Annotated in this window: 16 protein-coding genes; 15 read left to right on the top strand and 1 reads right to left on the bottom strand. The window is 37.0% G+C overall.

Annotated features, from left to right (window positions below):
- The 11 genes from DLK05_RS02610 (at position 1) to DLK05_RS02560 (ending at position 8,514) form a co-directional block, all read left to right on the top strand.
- Positions 1-1,842, top strand: coding sequence for an efflux RND transporter periplasmic adaptor subunit (locus tag DLK05_RS02610; protein ID WP_127342429.1), 1,842 nt, complete (start codon positions 1-3; stop codon positions 1,840-1,842).
- A 150-nt stretch (positions 1,843-1,992) separates the two neighbouring features.
- Entirely contained in the window at positions 1,993-2,541 is a 549-nt protein-coding gene (locus DLK05_RS02605; protein ID WP_127342428.1) for a hypothetical protein, read from the top strand.
- Positions 2,534-2,821 (top strand): hypothetical protein, encoded by a 288-nt coding sequence (locus tag DLK05_RS02600; RefSeq protein ID WP_127342427.1) that lies wholly within the window; start codon positions 2,534-2,536, stop codon positions 2,819-2,821. The genes DLK05_RS02605 and DLK05_RS02600 overlap by 8 nt, the downstream gene beginning before the upstream one ends.
- Before the next feature lie 44 nt (positions 2,822-2,865).
- Positions 2,866-3,390, top strand: coding sequence for a hypothetical protein (locus DLK05_RS02595; RefSeq protein ID WP_127342426.1), 525 nt, complete (start codon positions 2,866-2,868; stop codon positions 3,388-3,390).
- Between the two features lie 11 nt (positions 3,391-3,401).
- Positions 3,402-3,605, top strand: coding sequence for a hypothetical protein (locus tag DLK05_RS02590; protein WP_127342425.1), 204 nt, complete (start codon positions 3,402-3,404; stop codon positions 3,603-3,605).
- Positions 3,606-3,640: 35 nt separating this feature from the next.
- Entirely contained in the window at positions 3,641-3,982 is a 342-nt protein-coding gene (locus DLK05_RS02585) for a P-II family nitrogen regulator (protein WP_127342424.1), read from the top strand.
- 132 nt (positions 3,983-4,114) lie between these two features.
- A complete protein-coding gene (locus DLK05_RS02580; RefSeq protein WP_127342423.1) occupies positions 4,115-4,501 on the top strand; it encodes a DUF302 domain-containing protein in 387 nt (128 codons plus the stop codon).
- A 96-nt stretch (positions 4,502-4,597) separates the two neighbouring features.
- On the top strand, positions 4,598-7,033 hold the full coding sequence (locus DLK05_RS02575; RefSeq protein WP_127342422.1) for a copper-transporting P-type ATPase: 2,436 nt from the start codon (positions 4,598-4,600) through the stop codon (positions 7,031-7,033).
- Positions 7,034-7,044: 11 nt separating this feature from the next.
- Positions 7,045-7,545 (top strand): DUF2231 domain-containing protein, encoded by a 501-nt coding sequence (locus DLK05_RS02570; RefSeq protein ID WP_127342421.1) that lies wholly within the window; start codon positions 7,045-7,047, stop codon positions 7,543-7,545.
- Between the two features lie 141 nt (positions 7,546-7,686).
- Complete coding sequence (locus DLK05_RS02565; RefSeq protein WP_127342545.1) at positions 7,687-8,109, top strand: heavy-metal-associated domain-containing protein; 423 nt, start codon at positions 7,687-7,689, stop codon at positions 8,107-8,109.
- A gap of 30 nt (positions 8,110-8,139) precedes the next feature.
- Entirely contained in the window at positions 8,140-8,514 is a 375-nt protein-coding gene (locus DLK05_RS02560) for a heavy-metal-associated domain-containing protein (protein ID WP_127342420.1), read from the top strand.
- 192 nt (positions 8,515-8,706) lie between these two features.
- On the opposite strand, the gene DLK05_RS02555 is transcribed toward DLK05_RS02560, so the two are convergent.
- Positions 8,707-9,282 carry a DNA-3-methyladenine glycosylase I gene (locus DLK05_RS02555; RefSeq protein WP_127342419.1) on the bottom strand — a complete coding sequence of 192 codons (576 nt, stop codon included), beginning with the start codon at positions 9,280-9,282 and terminating at the stop codon, positions 8,707-8,709.
- A 362-nt stretch (positions 9,283-9,644) separates the two neighbouring features.
- Between DLK05_RS02555 and DLK05_RS02550 the strand changes: the two genes are divergently transcribed.
- From DLK05_RS02550 to DLK05_RS02535, 4 genes are all read left to right on the top strand, one after another.
- Positions 9,645-12,290 (top strand): helix-turn-helix domain-containing protein, encoded by a 2,646-nt coding sequence (locus DLK05_RS02550; protein ID WP_209319673.1) that lies wholly within the window; start codon positions 9,645-9,647, stop codon positions 12,288-12,290.
- A 660-nt stretch (positions 12,291-12,950) separates the two neighbouring features.
- On the top strand, positions 12,951-16,040 hold the full coding sequence (locus tag DLK05_RS02545; protein WP_127342417.1) for a SusC/RagA family TonB-linked outer membrane protein: 3,090 nt from the start codon (positions 12,951-12,953) through the stop codon (positions 16,038-16,040).
- Between the two features lie 46 nt (positions 16,041-16,086).
- Positions 16,087-17,760, top strand: a complete 1,674-nt coding sequence (locus tag DLK05_RS02540) for a RagB/SusD family nutrient uptake outer membrane protein (RefSeq protein WP_209319672.1) — start codon at positions 16,087-16,089, stop codon at positions 17,758-17,760.
- A 234-nt stretch (positions 17,761-17,994) separates the two neighbouring features.
- Positions 17,995-20,376, top strand: coding sequence for a hypothetical protein (locus tag DLK05_RS02535; protein ID WP_127342415.1), 2,382 nt, complete (start codon positions 17,995-17,997; stop codon positions 20,374-20,376).
- Position 20,377 lies beyond the last annotated feature (1 nt).

Here is a 20,377-nt window from a genome sequence, read left to right as displayed (position 1 = left end):
ATGAATAATATAATTCAGAATATAAAACAAAATTCAAAACTTATTATAGGAGTTTTGATAGCAGGAATCTTTTTAGGATGGTTGTTTTTTCATCAGGGCGGTGAATCGATTAAGAATAACGAAGAAATTGCAGGTCACGAAGGTCACAATCACGAATCGGCTGATCCTACAACATGGACTTGTTCTATGCACCCTCAAATAAAAATGGATAAACCTGGGAAATGTCCGATCTGTTCTATGGATTTAATTCCCTTGGTTAAGGCAGGAGCTAGTCAGGAGGAAGCAATTCCGAATGCAATAGTTATGACTGCTTCAGCTGCGAAACTTGCGGATATTGAAACAGTAAAAGTTGTAAATGGAATTCCTCAGAAGAAAGTGTTTCTACAAGGAAAAATCCATGCTGATGAAAGGAATATAGCTGAATTAACAGCCCGTTTTGGCGGACGAATTGAGAAATTATTTGTGAATTTTACAGGTCAGGAAGTAGTAAAAGGTCAAAAATTAGCAAGGCTATATTCTCCGGGATTAGTTACAGCTCAACGAGAATTATTAGAGGCTATCAACCTAAAAGAAAGTCGTCCCGCTCTCTACAAAGCTGCTAAGGCAAAACTTAAATTATGGGATCTTGCTGATAATCAAATTAGAGCTATTGAAGAAAAGGGGGAGCCACAGGTGTATTTTAATATTCTATCTCCTATCACAGGAACTGTAACCATGCGCCACGTTGCATTAGGAGATTACGTGAAAGAAGGGAATGCTCTTTTTCAGGTGGTTGACTTACGTAAAGTTTGGGGTATGTTTGATGCCTACGAAAGCGATTTAGCATGGATAAAAATGAATGATAAGATTGATTTTACGGTTCAGGCAATTCCTGGAAAGAATTTTAGTGCCAAAGTAAGTTATATCGACCCATTCATCAATCCGAAAACGAGAATCGCAAAAATACGTGTTGAGATTGTGAATAAGAAAGGAACTTTGAAACCGGAGATGTTTCTGAATGGTATTGTAAGTTCTGAGGGAAATACCAGAGCGAATGCAATTTTAGTTCCTAAATCCTCCATTTTATGGACCGGGAAAAGAGCTGTTGTATATGTGAAAATTCCCAATCGTGAGAATCCAACCTTTCAATATCGTGAAGTAGTTCTTGGACCGGAATCAGGTGCTTTCTATGTGATTGCAGATGGCTTGAAAGTAGGAGAAGAAATTGCAACCAATGGAGTATTCAAAATTGATGCAGCAGCACAACTACAAGGGCTCCCTAGTATGATGAATCCGGAAGGTGGTGCTGGTTCAACTCCACACGATATGTCGAAAATGAATATGGGCGGCGCTTCAAAACCAATGTCAGCCAAGCAAAATAAAGGCGTGAAAATGACAGCGGATGTCACAAAAGTAGATGTGAAATTCAAGAAGCAACTAACTGCCGTTTATAAAGCATATTTGAACATGAAAGATGCTTTTATTACTTCCGATGCAAGTAAAGTGCAAACGGCAGCCACCGTTGTGAAAGAAAAGCTTGCAAAAGTTCAAATGGAATTGTTGAAAGGAGATGCTCATATGGACTGGATGGAAGTGTTGCCACTATTAATGAAAACTACCAATATAATTGTAAAGAACGCAGATATTAAGCAACAAAGAAATGAATTTGTAGCTTTTAATCAGGCTTTTTATAAGGCAATTAAAACATTTGGATTAACTAAGGTAACTACCTATTATCAGTTTTGTCCAATGGCAAATCAGGATAAGGGAGCCTATTGGTTTAGTGATAGCAAAGAAATAAGAAATCCATATTTAGGCGATGAAATGCTTGGTTGTGGAGAGACTAAAGAAATGATTAATTAGGTTTTGATTTGGGATGGAGCGTAATGCTCCTCCCTTATTTGAAGATGAAACTTAATTCATACTTTCTAAATATTGGATAGAATATTGTGTATTCAACATCTTTCAAATTCAATATATGTAATTGAATGTTTAACTGTTAAAACATTAATCATGAAAACAAAACTAATTCTTATCGCACTTGTTTTATTCTGTGTAAGTACTAGTATGGCACAAGTAAAATATCAAGGAACCGTAAATACCAGATATAAGTCTATGCAACTTGATAACGGGGAATATAAATACGTTAGGTATGACGGACAGAATCAAATTGTAAGCATATTAAATTTAGATAATACTCCATGGCGTACCGTGCATTTGCCTCTTCCTAAGAATCATTCTTTGGATGAAATAAAACAAATATCCCAACATGTATTTAATAGTAATGATAGCGTTGAAGTAGTTTATTCTTGCGTTGTTCAGACAATTCCTGAGAATACAGAGGATCCAGCTATTGGATATGGTGAAATTAACTTCACACTTAATATTGTATCCGAATCAGGAGAATCAATTTTGAGAGTGTATGATAGTAATGAAATGGAAATTGTGCCTGGTGATGTTAGAGATAAATTATTGATATACAAACATATTAGTAGGCGTTTTGACAATAGTGATGAAACACTTATTTATAATCTTCCAATAAAAAAAAATAAAAATGAGTAGCAGGATACGAAATTTTGAATTCTATGCAAATCAGGAAATAAGTGGATTCGAAATTGAGGTAGTTTATTCTTTTTTTAATGGTGTTGATGGTGTAACTGATATTTATTGTATGGAAAATAGGATACAATTGGTTTACGACTCATCAGTTCTAAATGAATCACAAATCCTTATTATGGTAAGTGAATTGGGATTGGAGGAAATGAAAAGAGATAAAGTTAAATCTAATTTTTTTAGGTTCTTAACAACTTTTAAAAAAAGACTACATGGAGCAAATCGGTAAGGTTTTCTCAATATTATTTTAATAATTAAAAAAAGTATAAGGATATGAAAACAAGAAATTTAATTATAGCAATTGCAAGTATTGCATTATTTGCATGTAATAACGAAGGAAATGAAAAAATAAATGATCTGGATGGAACTTATATCGGCACATTAACTAGTGTAGATCTTGGTCAAACTAAATCTTTTAATACAACAAGTGATGCTGTCGCTGAAATAACTTCGATGGGAGATCAGATAGAAGTGCATTGTTATGGTGGAGATTTAGATACAACGTACATGTTGAATTATTATCAAAATAAGGATAGTGTTATGGTGTGTATTACAGGTACTGATTTTGAAAATATGTACGGTCATATGCTAGGTGGAAATCATATGTCGGGAGGCATGATGAGTGATAAAAATAATAATGAAACTGAATGGATGCACCATTTAAATGATGAACATCAAGCTGGAGATGAGCATTTTGGTGGATTTAATATGAGTCAGCATACTTTTGATTACACCTTTCATTTTACAGATGGGAATTCTAATACTCAAATGAAATTTAGTGGTGTAAGAAATAATTAATTTCAATTATTATGTTTCTGAAAATATTAATTATATCTGTTATTCTGGTTGCAATTGTAGTTTTAGCACTTGGAATAAAAATGTTATTTGACCCCAAAGCAAAGTTTACAGCACATTCCTGTCATTTAGATGATAAATCGAATAATGAAGGTGGCTGTTCTCATTGCGATCTTACAGAAAGTTGTGAAATTGATAGAAGTGAGGAGATTGATTAATAAATAGAAATCTAGTAAATGTTAAAATAAATAATATGAAACTCATAAAAGCATATATAAGACATCGAAAAGCTGAAGAAGTATATGATAGCCTAAAAAGCGAAGGATTTTGTTGTATGACATTTGTTGAATGCGAAGGTACTGGACAATATTCCGATCGTGAAAAAGAGCATATCAGCGAAAAATACCCATTTGCACAAGCGTATCGTGTAGTAAAATTAGAAATATTAGTTGCCGCAGAACATGTTGAAAGAGTTATCGATGTAATTCGGAAAAATGGGCGAACCGGGTATCCGGGAGATGGGATGATTATTGTTTCTCCTGTCGATAATGTGTATAAGGTAAGAACTGATGAAGAAGGCATCTTAGCCATTTAGTTAAGTTTTGTAAATGAATAAGATACGATTGTAATCCATTTGGAAATTATTATTGTGCTGAGAAGGTTTTGGTTTAATCTTTATTTTTCAAATTATATATTTATTTAAGGTAATCGATTAAAAATTTTGAAGATGAAATATTTTATTAGTAAAGAAGTAAAACTTGACTTTGAGAGTGCTGAGAAAAAAGTTTTGGAAGAACTGGGAAAACAGGGTTTTGGTATTTTAACTCAGATTGATATTCAAGAGAAATTAAAAGAAAAATTGGATGTTAATTTTCGAAAATACAAAATACTTGGTGCTTGTAATCCTCCCTACGCATACAAGGCACTGCAATTGGAGGATCAAATAGGATTAATGCTTCCATGTAATATTGTTTTACAGGAACATGTTTCTGGTATTGTTGAAGTTTCGGCGGTAGATCCAATAGCTTCTATGCTAGCTGTCGAAAATCCTAATCTTGAGAGTATTGCGAAGGAGATTAAGGCAAAGCTCGAGCTAGTCATAAAATCTGTATAGGCTTTGAAAAGAATCTTTAATAATGATGCTGATGAGTGTTCCATAAGGAAATCAATATAATTTCAATCAGATTTTTTCATTTAACAATTTTAAGTCATGAATAAAAATACCGAAAAACATTACGCTTGTCCTATGGGATGTGAAGGTGATAAAAAGTATACGAATCCGGGAAACTGTCCGGTTTGTCATATGCATTTGGTAGAAATTTCAGAATTAAAGAAGAAGGAAACTGAAAAATCTGATTGTCCGCATTGTGCTCACGAGAATGTGGGTGACGGTAAGCCAATTAAAACATCTGGAGAATATTATTGCCCAATGCATTGCGAGGGTGAAAAAACATATGATAAACCGGGTGATTGCCCAGTTTGTGGTATGCATTTATTAAAAGAACAAGTGGTACAAACCCCGCCGAAACCGGCGATTTTTACCTGCCCGATGCATACTGATATATTAGAATCCCAATCCGGTAATTGTCCTATATGTGGTATGGATCTAATTGCGGTTACCTCTTCAGTTAAGAGTGAGGAAGATAGTGCTTACCAAAATATGCTAAAGAAATTTTGGATCGCTATTATTTTTAGTTTACCGGTATTTATCATTGCGATGTCCGAATTTTTCCCTTTTCTTCAGTTGGAGAGTGTTGCCTCTAAAAAATTTTGGGGTTGGATTGAATTTATTCTGGCAACTCCGGTTGTAATATATTGTAGTGGTGACTTTTTTAAACGAGGATGGAATTCCATAAGAAGATGGTCACCAAATATGTGGACATTAATTTCTTTAGGTGTTGGATCTGCTTATTTATTTAGTGTAATAGGACTTATTTTCCCCGATTTATTTCCTGCTCAATTTAAAGAAAATGGTAATGTTCATCTTTATTTCGAAGCAGCTGCTGTTATTTTAAGTTTGGTTCTTTTAGGTCAGGTGATGGAGCTTCGTGCTCATAGCCAAACGAATTCTGCAATAAAAGCCTTGTTGGGATTGGTTCCTCCCGTTGCCAGGTTGGTAGAGAATGGAGAGGAAAGAGAAATTCCGTTAGAGGATGTGCATGTTGGTAATCTATTAAAAGTAAAGCCGGGTGAAAAAATTCCTGTAGATGGTGTAATTGTTCAAGGGACAGCAATTATTGACGAGAGCATGATCACAGGAGAACCAATGCCTGTAGATAAGGAAAAAGGACATAAGGTTACCGCTGGAACCATAAACGGACAAACTGCCTTTGAATTTAAAGCAGAAAAAGTTGGTAGCGACACCTTACTTGCTCAAATAATTGATATGGTAAATAAAGCAAGCCGTTCCCGAGCTCCGATTCAAAAATTGGCTGATATTGTTGCTAAATATTTTGTTCAGATAGTAATATCCATATCTATTTTAACTTTTGTAGTTTGGGCAGTATGGGGACCGGAACCAGCTTATGTATATGCTTTTGTAAATGCCGTTGCTGTTATGATTATCGCTTGTCCTTGTGCATTAGGATTAGCTACACCAATGTCGATTATGGTTGGAACAGGAAGAGGAGCTCAAGCCGGAGTTTTAGTGAAAGATGCTCGTGCCATAGAGGAGATGAATAAGGTTGATACGCTAATAATAGATAAAACGGGTACGATAACGGAGGGAAAACCAAGTTTAAATAATTTTCAATCTTTTGGCGATTTAAGTGATTTGATGGTGTTATCCCTTGCTGCTTCTGTTGATTATAATAGTGAGCATCCTTTGGCAGCTTCAATTGTTGCCGGAGCCAGAGAAAGAAATTTGGATTTATTAAAAATTGAATCGTTTGAATCTTTATCAGGTAAAGGTGTAAAGGCTGTTTATAATGGAAATCAAATAGGTTTGGGTAATGATAGATTGCTGGATTCTTTCAAGTTAGAACTAACTAGCGATCAAAGAAAATTAGTGGAAGATTGGCAATCTCAAGGGCAAACAGTAATGTATCTGATTCTTGATAATCGGGTAGAGGGAGTTGTTAGTGTTTCTGATCGTATTAAGAAAACATCCGCAAGTGCCATAAAAAGTCTGCAAGCTAAAGGAATAAAAGTATATATGCTTACAGGTGATAATCAACTAACGGCAAAAGCAGTAGCTAAGGAGCTCGGATTGGATGGTTTTGTGGCAGATTGCTTGCCGGAAGATAAATATAATAAAGTAAAAGCCTTGCAGGAGCAAGGTCATATTGTAGCCATGGCAGGAGATGGTATTAATGATGCACCAGCATTAGAACTTGCAAATGTTGGTATTGCAATGGGAACAGGAACCGATATAGCCATGCAAAGTGCAGAAATAACCCTGGTAAAGGGAGATCTAACAGGTATTGCCCGTGCGCGTAATCTTAGCGAGAAGGTGATGCGGAATATCAAGCAAAATTTATTTTTCGCATTCATTTATAATTCCCTTGGAATTCCGGTAGCGGCAGGAATTTTATATCCGTTTTTTGGATTATTACTAAGCCCGATAATTGCAGCAGCAGCGATGAGCTTTAGTTCTGTGTCTGTTATTTCAAATGCTTTGCGATTACGAGGTGTGAAAAATATTTAAAACTAGAAATTATGATACCAATACACCCAAGAATAGTACATTTTCCGCTTGCTTTATTCATGATTGCAGCTTTAGTGGGAATTATTGCATTACTATCTCCGAGTAGAAGAAATTTATTAAAGGAAATTTTGTTGTGGAATTTAGGATTTGGTTTATTAGGTGCTGTTTTAGCAATTATTACTGGTTATTATGAAGAAAGTGTTTTAGTTCACAATGAGGCTATTCATGAATTAATGGAGACACATGAACTATTGGGAATTATTTTCACAAGTCTGTTCTTAGTTTCATTTGTATGGATGCTGATTCGAAAATCAAAGATGGGTAAAATTGAATTTATATCGATTGTGCTTTTTTTGATTTTTTCCTCGGGTATTCTTGCTTATTCCGCTCATTTAGGAGGAAAAATGGTATATGAGAATGGTGCAGGAGTTGTTCCAATGAAAAAAATTATTAAAGATAATTCTAAGGATACACATGAACATGAAGAGCATAACCATACTCATGAGCATTAATTTAAAAGGTGACATTTTATTCTAAAATAATTTAGTGATAGGAATGTTGAAGAATAGAAAAACGATTAAGGTAATAAGTGTAGTTTTTTGAAAAGCGTAATTAATATCAATATTTAAAACAATCAAAGAAAATTTAAAATGATGATTAAAAAAGTATTAAATCTGGCTTTCCTAATGCTTATAGGAATAAGTGGTGTAGTAGCCCAAAATCAAACTGTTAAGTTTGGTGTGAATGGGAAATGCGATATGTGTAAGAGTAGAATAGAAAAGGCCGCATTGTCTGTTGAGGGAGTTTCTAATGCTAATTGGGACAAAGAGTCTAAAATAGCAGAGATCACTTTTGATAGCTCAAAAACAGATATGCACAAAATTCAATTTGCTATTGCAGAAGCTGGACACGATACAGATATGCATATCGCAAAAGATGAGAATTATAATAAATTGCCTTCTTGTTGTCGATATACAAGAACTGTAGGTAATCAAAATGCCGCTGAGAGTACACCAGGAAATTCAGGATGCACTCGTCACAAGAAAGTTAGTGGCGCTTCTTGTTGTAATAAGTAATAGTATTGTAATTATTAAAATTTAGAAATTATGAAATTGAAATTTTTAGGAGTTGTAGCATTGTTTTTAGGGAGTGTATTCACTTTATCCGCTCAGGTAAAAACAGAAAAATTTAAAGTGTTTGGAAATTGCAGTTCGTGCGAAAATCGTATTGAGAAGGCTGCATTGTCGGTTGATGGCGTATCTCAAGCAGATTGGAACAAGGAGACAAAGATGATAGCAGTTTCTTTTGATAGCACAAAAGTGAATGTGCATCAAGTGCACATGGCCATTGCAAAAGCAGGTCATGATACTGAAATGCACAAGGCATCAGACGAGGCATATAATAATCTTCCCGGATGTTGCCAGTACGAAAGAGGTAAATCGGATATGAAAATGAAGGAAATGGACGGGCATAAACACTAAGTCCTGGGTTAAGTATTTTATAGACTAGAACAAAAGGAGCTTGTTTCAAATGAATCAACCTCCTTTTTTACCTCGATGATTTATAGATAGTAAATATAATATACCACGAAGTGGTTAAATTTGAATAACCGTACTTTTTAAAGTGGGCTATGCGAAATAGTTTATGTATATCCCTGATAAGGGGTGAAACTTTTATTTATTCTGAAGATGATTTTTGTATAAAAAACAATCTGTGGTATGGTCGTTTACCATACCTGTAGCCTGCATAAAAGCATAGCAGATGGTTGGTCCGACAAAGGTGAATCCTCTTTTCTTCAAATCCTTACTCATGGCAATCGATTCCTTAGTTGATGCCGGTAATTCGGATAAATCCTTCCAGCGATTTATGATGCTCTTTCCATCTGTAAAGCTCCAGATATATTCATTGAAACTGCCAAATTCGCGCTGAACTTCCAGAAATGCTTTGGCATTTTTAATGGTGGCTTCAATCTTTCGGCGATTGCGGACAATGCCCTCATTTTGCATCAATTCTTCTACTTTTGATGTTGTATAATCCACAATAATATTTGGATCAAAATTATCGAAAGCTTCCCGGTAGTTTTCTCTCTTGCGCAGGATGGTTATCCAACTTAATCCGGCCTGAGCTCCTTCCAAAATCAAAAACTCAAACAGCATTTGATCATCATGAAGGGGAACTCCCCATTCTGTGTCGTGGTAGCTCTTATATAACGGATTGCTTCCTGCCCAAGCACATCTTGTTTTTTCCATCCTTGTAAAATATATTGGTTCCGGATAAAGATATAAATATTCTATTTTGTATTAAAAAGCATGAGACTGGTATTTGAAGGTGCATATGGTCAGTTTGTATGCTATTTTGGTCAGTTTGTACAAGCATGGAAAGCTTAATTTCTCTTGCTTTACGAGAAGATTAAACTGAAATTTATGATTCTTTAAATTACGTAGAAATAGGAATGTATAGCGTACTCGCTGAAGAAATGTAGTTTGTATAATTGCATAAAATTCAGAAAAAATTTTCAATTTAGATGCGTTACAAGATTGGCTCATACAATGTGGGAGATTGGGAGCCTTTCTTGTTTTTCTTATCTTTAGATTTTAGGAAAAGAATTAGGATGCACAGAAGAATCGTCACTTACATTGTTGTTTATCTCTTTATCTGTAGTTCGGAACTACAGGCTACTCAGTATTTTCAAAAACTATCTAAATTCACAACCGAACATGGGGTTGCCAATAATACCATACTCTCGCTTTTTCAGGATTCTTGCGGGATGATGTGGATTGGAACTTATGAAGGTTTATGTAGTTATAATGGTAGTGAATTTATAAGTTATCCTGTTACTGATTCTTTAATGGGATATGCCATTCATTTTATCGATAGAATCGATAATAAGCAATTGATTTTAGGTACAGATAAGGGGAATCTCCTTTTTTCGGTGCACGATAGAAGTTTTACTCCACTCTTTTTTTCTAATCAGGGAAGTGCTTCGGTAAGCGCATTGTTTAGGATAAATAACAGAGCTTTTATTGGTACTCAATCGGGTATTTATGAATACGAACCCCAAACGCATACTGCTATAATACGCGATAATCATTCTATTAGCTGTAAACAAATTTCTCCGGAAGGAAAGATATGCTTGGGAAGTGAGGAGCAGGGAATATGGGAAGCCAAATTGAAAGATTCGGTTTTAAGTCTGTCTCCTGTTTATCCGGAATTGCAAAAGGAAAAGGTGCTGTCTATTCAATTTAAAAGTGATGGAACTCCTGTTGTTCTTACAGAGAAAGGGCTTTGGCTCCAACAAAATAAAAAATTTAATCTTGAGATTAGAGGTTCTTTTTCCTCCTTAATCCTATCACAGCAGAACGAGATTCTTTTAGGGACACATGGTGATTTTATTCAGCAAGTGTACCAAAGAGGGAGTAAATTTGTCTTGAAAGATTATATCAGCCGGGATAATGAGATACTGAACGATTATTACGACGCTCAGATAAATGTATTGTTTCGGGATCTCTCCGGAGCATTATGGATTGGAACCAATCGTGCTGGTTTGGATAAAATTGACAGGAAGAAGATCACTTTTAATAAATATAAAAGCACCATACAATCCAGCGAACCGGAAGCCGGGTATATAAATGCTTTGGCGCAGGGAGAGGATGGAAACATATGGATAGGAACCTCCGGTAAAGGATTGCATTATCTGGATGAAAAGAAAAAGGAATTGATACCTGTTACAATTTCTGGTGTTCGTTCGGATAGTCTTTTTATTGAAGCCATATTGCAGTATCAGAATACACTTTATATCGGAACCAGATTTAAGGGAATTATAACTGCAAAATATAGTTCTAAGGATTTTTCGAAATTGTATGCTTCCGGACGTTTGTTTTCATCGGAAGTTGGTTTGGAGAAAGAGGATTACATCTATGCATTAAAGCGATTTGATGAAAAATTATATATCTGTTCATCTAAAGGAACTTTTGTTTACGGATTTGATGATCAGATCATGGTGAAAATTGATAGTATTCCTTCTATCAACGTTAAGTTGGATTCTTTAAGTAATATATGGATTCTGTCTTCTTATATGGAGCTGTATCACAATCAAAAAAAGATAGAATTGGGTATGGAAGTTTCCGATTTCTATTTTGGAGATAATAATGATGTGTGGGCTGCTACCTCTAAAGGATTAGCCTTGATTAATGATGAGAATACGAAGCCTCATTTTTATAATCCTCCTGAGAAAGTCATTGAATTTACATCCATAGGAAAAGATAAAGAGGGACAATTTTGGTTGGGATCCAGAATGGGAATATACCGATTCGACCCGCAAAGCAAATTGTTTGCAGATTATCAAATACCTGGTGGATCGAAAGCCAATAGTTTTAACCATGCTAAACTATTACATAGTTTTAGCGGAGAATTTTATTGGGGAAGCAATGATGGTGTGGTTTCCATTATCCCTTCAGCAAACAGTTATCTCCCCAAACCTTTATTTGAGGTAATACAAGGGAAACACGATAACCCCTCAGTCTTTGAAGTGTATAATTATTCCTTTAATCATCAGGCAGAAAATGGTATTGCCTATCGGTTTTCTCATCCCGATTCAAGCTGGAAATATCTTTCCGGGAATCATTCAGTTCTTGATTTTTCTTCTCTGGGGAAAGGATCTTATCAGTTGGATATTAGTGCGGTTAATGCAGATGGGATAATGAATAAGGATTATAAATCATTCCAATTTCAAATAAAGAATTCGTTGAATGCTAATATAACTTTGTGGTTCATTTTCCTTATTATATTGACCGGTGGTTCTCTTTGGTATTGGAGAACAAGGCAGATGCTGCTATCTCATGTTGCAGGAGAGGAGGATGAAAGTATTAGTCTGCCCGAAACTCCCGAAGATAAGATTCATAAGGAATGGATGAAAGATGATTTTATGCAGAAGGCAATTCTAATCATCGAAGATAATCTGTCTAACAACTCCTACGGGGTAAATGAGCTATATGCGGGCATGCAGATGAGTAAATCAAATTTTTACCGTAAGCTTAAAACCATCACCGATTTGTCTCCCAACGAATTGATTCGCTTCATCCGGCTCTGGAAATCAAGTAAATTACTAGTTGAATCTAAATTAAGTGTTAATGAAATTGCCTACGATGTAGGCTTTAATTCACCATCTTATTTTACTCGTTGCTTTAAACAACAATTTGGTATTGCTCCTTCGGAATACAAAGAACATTACGATACTTATTGCTGCAAACCGGCATAATATCAGGATTTCCACTATTCAGCATCACAGAAGTCTTGTTCCGGGTCAGAAGAAACCTAATCCGCGACAGATTCTTATTATTCCGCATCAACAATTTGTACTTCCGTATCAAACTTTTGGTTTTCCGCGTCACAGGTTTCTTGTTCCGAACGAATCGGACGGCAATCCTTATGTTACGGAAGGCCATATTTATGTTACGGAAGGCAATATCCGTGTTACGGAAGACCATATCTGTGTCACGGATGGCAATCCTTGTGTTACGGAAGACTATATCTCTGAATCGGACGGTATTTCCTTTGACGCGGAAGATCATATCTGTGAATAGGCCTTTGTTTCTAATAAAGTTGGATTTGCTTAATTAAGGATTGATTCAAAAAAGAATTGTCTTAATCGATTCTGGTTTATTCCTTTTTTATTTATCTGATATTATTTTCGGTTTCGGATTATCGTTTTAATGGCAATTGGTCATTTAGTACTCAATTTTGGTCAGTCTGTACAATCATTTCCCCCCCAGAATACCGTGTTTTGAGAGGTCTTAAAGAGACTCTAAGAATCTTGTATAATTCGATTGAGAGAGGAATACAAGATAAATATGCTTGGGAATGCTCCCACCATCCCCGGAAAGTAAGTTGTATTAATTTTTTATCTAACCTAAAGTTTATGAAAGAAATCTCAAGAAGTTTAGCAAGGCAAAGCAGTCTTCTAAAGAAAAGTTTTTCATGGATCGCAAGCTTGTGTTGCGCTGTATTTTTTGTTACAGGAACACCGGCATTTGCAATGTCCAATTATGAAAAAGCAGAACTAACTGCACAACAAACTCAGGAAAAAAAAGTACAGGGAAAGGTGGTGGACAAAAACGGGGAGTCCTTAATCGGTGTAAATATCATTGTAAAAGGAACAACCACAGGTACTATTACCGATTTTGACGGGAATTATAAATTGATGGCACCAGTAGACGGGAGCTTAATCTTTAGTTTTATTGGTTATCTCGATCAGGAGGTTCCTGTTGCTAAGCAATCCACAATTAATGTTACTCTTGAAGAGGATGTGTTGGGGCTCGACGAAGTTGTTGTTGTTGGTTATGGAACTCAGAAAAAAGCTAATCTTACCGGATCGGTATCGGCAGTGAAAGGCGACGAGATGGTGAAGAAACCTATGGCAGATGTTCGCCAGGCTTTGCAAGGTGTTTCAACCGGAGTAACCATTATCGACCGTGGAGGTGTTCCCGGAGAAGAAAATTTGAATATCAACATTCGCGGGATTGCTTCTATTGCTGCGTCGGTTGCTCCCCTTGTTTTGGTGGATGGAATCGAAATGCCTATGAATGATGTTAATCCAAATGACATTGAAAGCATATCTATTCTGAAAGATGCAGCATCCTCTTCTATTTATGGAGCTAAAGCTGCCAATGGGGTAATTCTGATCACCACCAAAAGAGGTGCTGCAGGTGAATTTAGAGTCGATTATAACGGATATTACGGATGGCAAACGCCGGCAACCTTACCCGAATTGGTTGGTGCCGAGGATTATCTGAATTTAGTGAACGAGGCACTGGTAAATGCAGGGATGAATCCGAAATATTCGGATGATTACATTCGAAATACGGTAGCAGGAAACGATCCTATCAATTATCCCTATGTGAATTTGTTTAAAGAGTTGTTCGAGACAGCTCCTGTATTGAATCAATCTGTTCGCATAAGCGGAGGAAACGAGAAATCAAAGATTGCTCTATCCTTGAATCATATGAATCAGGACGGGATGTTGAAAAATGTAAATTCGAAACGATATGGTTTTCGCTTGAATACTGATTTTCAGGTGAAAGAAAATCTGAAATTGAGAGCTGATGTTTCTTTTAACAGAAGAGATAATGAAAAACCAAACAGACTGGGTAGTGCTATTGGAGCAATGGTTGGAACTTCGCCGGTTACAGTATTAAAATATCCGAATGGAGTATATGGTTTGAATAAGGATAATACCAATGCTTTGGCTTGTCTGGAAGTAGGTGGAATGAATGAATCTGTGAATGAAGCATTAAATATGAAAGTTGGTGCAGATCTGGAAATGATAGATGGACTGACCTTAAAAACCGATATTTCCTATAAGAGTAATAATAACAGATATAAGAATTATACGGCGGCATACGATTTTAGAGATCCGGAGAATCCTGATAATGTGATTCAAAAATGGTCGCCAAGCAAGTTGTTGGATGGACGCTGGACTCAGCAGGAAATCAATTTAAGAGGATTATTGGATTACAATAAGACTTTTGGAGATCATAGTATCCATATGCTGGGAGGTGTGGATGTCACCGAAAATAAGGCTTATCTTTTGGAAGGTCGTCGTAATAATATTTATAGCAACGACTATGTGGAACTAAATACCGGTGATGCCGAAGGGCAAACGAATAAAGGCTATAAAACAGACTGGGCATTGTTATCTTACCTGGGACGAATCAATTATTCCTATAAGGGGAAATATCTGTTGGAAGGAAATATCCGTTACGATGGATCTTCTCGTTTTGCCAAAGGACATAAATGGGGCATCTTTCCTTCTTTCTCAGCAGGATGGAGAATGTCCGAAGAGGATTTTATGTCTTCTCTTGATGTAATAAATAACCTAAAATTAAGAGGTAGCTGGGGACAGTTGGGAAATCAAAATATTGGTAACTATAAGTTTACCTCTACAGTTTATGCCGATTTTCCTTATAATTTTAATGATAATGAGGTGAATGGGTATTCACAATGGTACTTTGCCAATACAGATGTAACCTGGGAAACAACCGAAATGATCGATTTTGGATTTGACTTATCCCTTTTCGATAGTAAGATCGAACTTGTGGCCGATTGGTACCGCAAGGATACCAAAGATGTATTACTGGTATTGCCTATATCCTATTTAACTGGTTTGGGGGCATCAGAAACCAATGCCGGTAAGGTGAGGAATACTGGATGGGAACTTTCCATCACTCACAGAAACCAAATCAACGATTTCCATTATTCTGTGGGTTTTAATATTTCGGATGTGAAGAATGAATTGGTTGACTTTGCCGGAAACGAACCTTCCATCAGTGGATGGTCCATCCTAAAAGAAGGGGAAGCTCTAAATTCTTTTTACGGATACGAGTCGGATGGTTTATTCCAGTCTCAGGCTGAAATTGACGAGCATGCTGTTCAACCCAACCAATCGGAACTAAAACCGGGTGATATTAAATTGGTAGATCAGAATGGCGATGGGGAGATAAATGATGAGGATCGTAAGGTAATTGGTTCTCCTATTCCTCACTATACTGTAGGGATGAATTTATATGCCGAATACAAAGGCTTTGATTTTTCTGCCTTTTTCCAAGGTGTTCTAAAGGCAGAAAACTACTTCTATGGAGCACCTAACGAAGGTCCTGCTTACGAGATATTCACTACCAAAAGGGTGTTGGATCGCTGGACTCCGGATAACCCGGATGCTACTTTCCCACGCTTGGAAGCTGCTTCGAACAAGAATAATTATCTGTACAATGATTTTTGGATTCGTGATGCTTCTTATATCAGAATGAAAAACCTGCAAATAGGTTACTCTCTTCCTAAATCGTTATTGGAAAGATGGAAAATCGAGAAATTGAGATTTTATGTTGGTGGCACCAATCTGTTCACTATTACTGATGTAGAATCAGGTTTGGATCCGGAAACCTACGATGGAAGACCAAATTATTATCCTCCGGTATCTACTTATACATTTGGTGTGCAAGTTCGATTCTAAGAGGAATACAATTAACAAGTTCGAAAAATTCATAAAGGAAAATACGATGAAAAAAAATATAATTGGTCTGGCTTGTGCTTTACTATTTGTGTTGGCAGGCTGTAGTGATGATTTTTTGGAGCGTTCACCAAGCGATCAGGTGTCCTCCGCAAATTTCTTCACCCAGGAGAAAGATTTAATTTATGCTGTAAATGCTGCTTATGCTTCTATTGGTTTTAATAGTTGGGGCACAGATTACGGATATTCAACCGATTTGCTTCGTATCGAAGCTTTAACTGATAATGCTTTGGATCATCATTCCTGGAATGCTGGTTATCGATTGGCAGATGGAACTGCTTCTTCCTACGATGGGTATGTTGAAACCAGATGGAAAGAACGCTACAGGGGAATTCAGAGAGTGAATCGAATTCTGGAAGGTGCAGATGGTGTAACAGATATTTCTGCAGAACTGAAAGCTCGATTGCTTGGAGAAGCAAAATTTTTAAGAGCTTACTTCTATTTTGATTTGGTTTATCTCTTTGGGGATGTTCCTTTTTTAACCAATAGTATCAATCCTGATGATTGTGCTCCAACCGAAGGTGCTGAGGGAGAAAAAGTAGCTGCCGAAGAATGTAAGAGAACGGATAAAACAGTAATCATGAATGCCATCCTTACTGATTTAACAGAAGCTGCCAACGATTTGCCAACGTCTTATTCCAGTGATGATTTGGGACGCGTTACCAAAGGAGCTGCACTTTCTTTAAAAGCCCGGATTTTGCTTTATCAGGAGAAGTGGGAAGAAGCTGCAACTGCGGCCAAAGAAGTTATGGATCTTGGTGTTTACACCATTTATCCAAGCTACGAGGATATGTTTACTTACCAGGGAATCAACAATTCGGAGGTGATTTTCGACCTTCAGGAGATGAAGGAAAAGCAATGGAATTTTACCATGCAGAACTATGGTCCCAATTCAGTGGGAGGATGGAGTAGTGGTTGCCCAATGCAATCGCTAATCGACACCTATGAGTGTACCGATGGAAATACCATTGATCAGTCGTCTTTATTTGATCCGAATAATCCCTATGCAAATCGCGATCCCCGATTAACTTATACTGTATTGTATCCCGGACATGATTGGCGGGGTGGTGTTTTCAATACTATCCCGGGTGCTACATATCCCGGAAAGGAAATTGTCCCCGGCGATGACTTAACGGACGGTACAAACGGGCAATGGAATAAAACAGCTACCGGATACAACTGGTTGAAATATATCTCGGAGGACGATATTGATAATGGTGACTATTGGAATGGAGCCATTCATTTTATCCTGATAAGATATGCCGAGGTTCTTCTGACTTATGCCGAGGCAAAGGTAGAGGCTAACGATATTGATCAATCTGTTTATGATGCAATTAATGAAGTGCGTCAACGAGCCGATGTGAATATGCCTTCCGTTACTGCCGGAAAATCTCAGGATCAATTGAGAACAATTGTGCGACGGGAAAGAAGAGTGGAATTGGCATTTGAAGGATTGCGCTTGATGGATATTCGCAGATGGAAAATTGCTGAGAATGTGATGCCTGGTGTACCCAAAGGACTTACTTATACCGATCCTGATTCAGGAGGAGAGGTTACCCTTTCGTGGGGAGTACGTTCATTTGATGTGAATAAAGACTATCTATGGCCTATTCCACAAGCGGAAATCGATGTTACGCATATCGAACAAAATTCCGGATGGTAGGAAAAAGTCGTAATTAGTTGCAACATCAAGTCCCGGGGTATTGCCCCGGGACTTGAAATGAATTTAAAAAAGTGTGTTGTTTGCGAAACATAAAGTAAGCATCACAAAAAATTGCCAAGAGTATATATGAAAAGTTGTAGGCTAAAGCCAAGAGAAAGGTTTTTTGAGATGCCTTTATATCTGATTCCCGATAACCTGAGTTTCAGATCGCTTTAGAATAAAAAATGTAAGCAGATGAGAAAAATAATAGTACTAGTGATGTTTTGGTGTTTCTTCCAAAATTTAATGGGGCAGGAAAAGGTTTTCCCGGGTGCGGATGAAAAAAGTCCTTCCAGAGCACAGTATTTTTCATGGATCAATAATACCAATGAAGGTGCTACCGAAGAACAAAGTCTGATTAATCTGGATTTTTTCCAGTGGCTTCACAATGAGTATGGGATGATTTTGGATATTTATGCTTTCGATGCCGGTGCTATTGATGGAAAAAGATTCTATGGCAGTATTCATTCGAAACGATTCAATAAGCAATTTCCGAATGGATTTACTCCCATATATCAAAAGGCAAAAAGCATGGGGACTCGCCTGGGGGTTTGGGGAGGGCCTGATGGCTTTGGAGATACCGAAACCGAAAAACAGTCCCGAATCAACCAGATGGTAAGTCTTTGCAAGAATTATGAGTTTGAACTTTTTAAATTTGATGCAGTTTGTGGTCCCTTGAGACCTGAAAAGGAAGATGCATTCGTTGAAATGATGAAAGCTTGTCGGATTTACAGTCCCGATTTGATTTTGCTCAACCATCGCCTGGGATTGGATAAGGCTAAAGCTTATGCAACAACATTTTTGTGGGGAGGACAGGAAACCTATATCGATGTATTTACTTCAAATGAAATAACGGCTCCTCACCATAGGGCTGGTGCTCTTTCAAGAGGATTGGTCTCCGGATTGAAGAGACTAACAGAAGATCATGGGGTATGTATTTCTTCCTGTCTGGATTATTGGGATGATGATCTGATTTTGCAGGCATTCAACCGAAGTCTGATTCTGGCTCCGGAGATTTATGGAAATCCATGGTTGCTGCGCGATGATGAATATCCCAAACTATCCCGAATCTTTAATTTACATCGCAAATACAGGGAAATTCTGGTTCAGGGAATAGTGCTTCCGGAAGAGAAGTATGGGAAATTTGCCGTTTCAAGAGGAGATGACAATACTCGTTTGATTACGCTGCGTAACCTGACATGGAAACCAATTATCTATACCGTAAAATTAGATCAGGAAATTGGTTTGGAATCGGAAGGTAAAATTCAATTGCGACAGTTTCATCCTACCGAAAGAATTTTGGGAAGCTTTAATAATGGCGATGAGGTAAGCATTCAGGTAGCTCCATTTCGTACCTGTCTTTTGATGGCTACTACAAAAAATTGTGATGAACCGGGTTTAACTGGTTGTGATTATGAAGTGGTTCAAAATATCTCAGGCAAACCGGTATTGATAAAGGTATTAGGAATGCCCGGAACTACATCAAATATAAAACTATCAAATCCTTCCCAATTTATATCAGCACAATTGAATGGAAAGACGGTAAATTCCCTCCTAAAGGGGAAGAGCTTAAAAGTGATGTTTTCCGGAAAAAAACTGGAATATTCACCTCACCGCAAATTGGCTGATATGAAAGAAGCGGTAGTTCCGGAAGATGCTAAAGCATTGTACGAAGCAACTTGTTTTGCTGCAGATAACAATGCATTGGAAGTTCGTTCTCTTTTTCGATCCGGGAAAACCAGTATTCCCGTGGTTCAAAAAGCCCGAGATGCTTTCTTTAAACAAGAAGTATTTGTGGAGCGGGGTATTTGGGACAAGAATCTTTTTGATGGGGATTTAAATACCGGTTTCTGGCCAAGCAGAAAATACAATATCGATCAAAAAGTAAAGGGTGGCTGTTTTCGTTTGGATCTGGGTGCAATTACCGATGTGGATAAGCTGGTGATTATGGTTCCTGATGAATTCTCACTTCAACCTTTGTTGCGTGATGAAGGAAACTATGCCGAGGTATCTTCCGATCTAAAAACATGGAAAACAATTACTTATTATGCAGGTAAAAAAATGGTAATCGATGTGAATGAACCCATGCGTTACCTAAGGTTGAGATCTCAACCGGGAAGAATTGTGGAAATCGAAGCTTGGAAAAATGGAAAAAAACTTGACAGAAGTAAATGGAGAGCCTCTAATCTTTTTGCTCATCCGGATAGGATGAAAGCACAAAAGACCTGGAAAGCAAATTTCAAACTGGATGAGATTCCTGAAGGAAGTTATCTGTCCATTGCTCTTAACGGAAAACATGGCATTGAAGGAGCTTATGCCGCTGCTAAAATTGGAGGAAAACTTATAGGTTGCCCCGACAGAAGTGTTTCTTTTCCTTCCAATACCTGGGAATATGTAAATTCCAGAAGCGACAGTAATTATACCTACTATCTTCCTTTGGATAAAACCATGAAGGGGAAAAAAATAGAAGTTTATGTAATGGGTTACGACGAGAAGAATATCAATTTTAAACCTGAAGTGTGGATTTCTGCTAATCCAACACCATTTAAAGAACAAATTCTAGAACTAACAAAATAAG

The organism is Ancylomarina longa (genome assembly GCF_003996985.1).
In the GTDB taxonomy this organism is placed as follows: Bacteria; Bacteroidota; Bacteroidia; order Bacteroidales; family Marinifilaceae; genus Ancylomarina_A; species Ancylomarina_A longa.
Note: the sequence above shows the minus strand (reverse complement) of the source record. Positions and strands in the feature narration are given on the sequence as shown.

What these genes read in the sequence shown, in the direction of transcription:
- DLK05_RS02565 (WP_127342545.1), top strand. Translation starts at nt 7,687, where the DNA reads ATGATTAAAAAAGTATTAAATCTGGCTTTCCTAATGCTTATAGGAATA.
- DLK05_RS02555 (WP_127342419.1), bottom strand. Translation starts at nt 9,282, where the DNA reads ATGGAAAAAACAAGATGTGCTTGGGCAGGAAGCAATCCGTTATATAAG.
- DLK05_RS02580 (WP_127342423.1), top strand. Translation starts at nt 4,115, where the DNA reads ATGAAATATTTTATTAGTAAAGAAGTAAAACTTGACTTTGAGAGTGCT.
- DLK05_RS02590 (WP_127342425.1), top strand. Translation starts at nt 3,402, where the DNA reads ATGTTTCTGAAAATATTAATTATATCTGTTATTCTGGTTGCAATTGTA.
- DLK05_RS02585 (WP_127342424.1), top strand. Translation starts at nt 3,641, where the DNA reads ATGAAACTCATAAAAGCATATATAAGACATCGAAAAGCTGAAGAAGTA.
- DLK05_RS02535 (WP_127342415.1), top strand. Translation starts at nt 17,995, where the DNA reads ATGAGAAAAATAATAGTACTAGTGATGTTTTGGTGTTTCTTCCAAAAT.
- DLK05_RS02545 (WP_127342417.1), top strand. Translation starts at nt 12,951, where the DNA reads ATGAAAGAAATCTCAAGAAGTTTAGCAAGGCAAAGCAGTCTTCTAAAG.
- DLK05_RS02575 (WP_127342422.1), top strand. Translation starts at nt 4,598, where the DNA reads ATGAATAAAAATACCGAAAAACATTACGCTTGTCCTATGGGATGTGAA.
- DLK05_RS02610 (WP_127342429.1), top strand. Translation starts at nt 1, where the DNA reads ATGAATAATATAATTCAGAATATAAAACAAAATTCAAAACTTATTATA.
- DLK05_RS02560 (WP_127342420.1), top strand. Translation starts at nt 8,140, where the DNA reads ATGAAATTGAAATTTTTAGGAGTTGTAGCATTGTTTTTAGGGAGTGTA.
- DLK05_RS02605 (WP_127342428.1), top strand. Translation starts at nt 1,993, where the DNA reads ATGAAAACAAAACTAATTCTTATCGCACTTGTTTTATTCTGTGTAAGT.
- DLK05_RS02540 (WP_209319672.1), top strand. Translation starts at nt 16,087, where the DNA reads ATGAAAAAAAATATAATTGGTCTGGCTTGTGCTTTACTATTTGTGTTG.
- DLK05_RS02595 (WP_127342426.1), top strand. Translation starts at nt 2,866, where the DNA reads ATGAAAACAAGAAATTTAATTATAGCAATTGCAAGTATTGCATTATTT.
- DLK05_RS02600 (WP_127342427.1), top strand. Translation starts at nt 2,534, where the DNA reads ATGAGTAGCAGGATACGAAATTTTGAATTCTATGCAAATCAGGAAATA.
- DLK05_RS02570 (WP_127342421.1), top strand. Translation starts at nt 7,045, where the DNA reads ATGATACCAATACACCCAAGAATAGTACATTTTCCGCTTGCTTTATTC.
- DLK05_RS02550 (WP_209319673.1), top strand. Translation starts at nt 9,645, where the DNA reads ATGCACAGAAGAATCGTCACTTACATTGTTGTTTATCTCTTTATCTGT.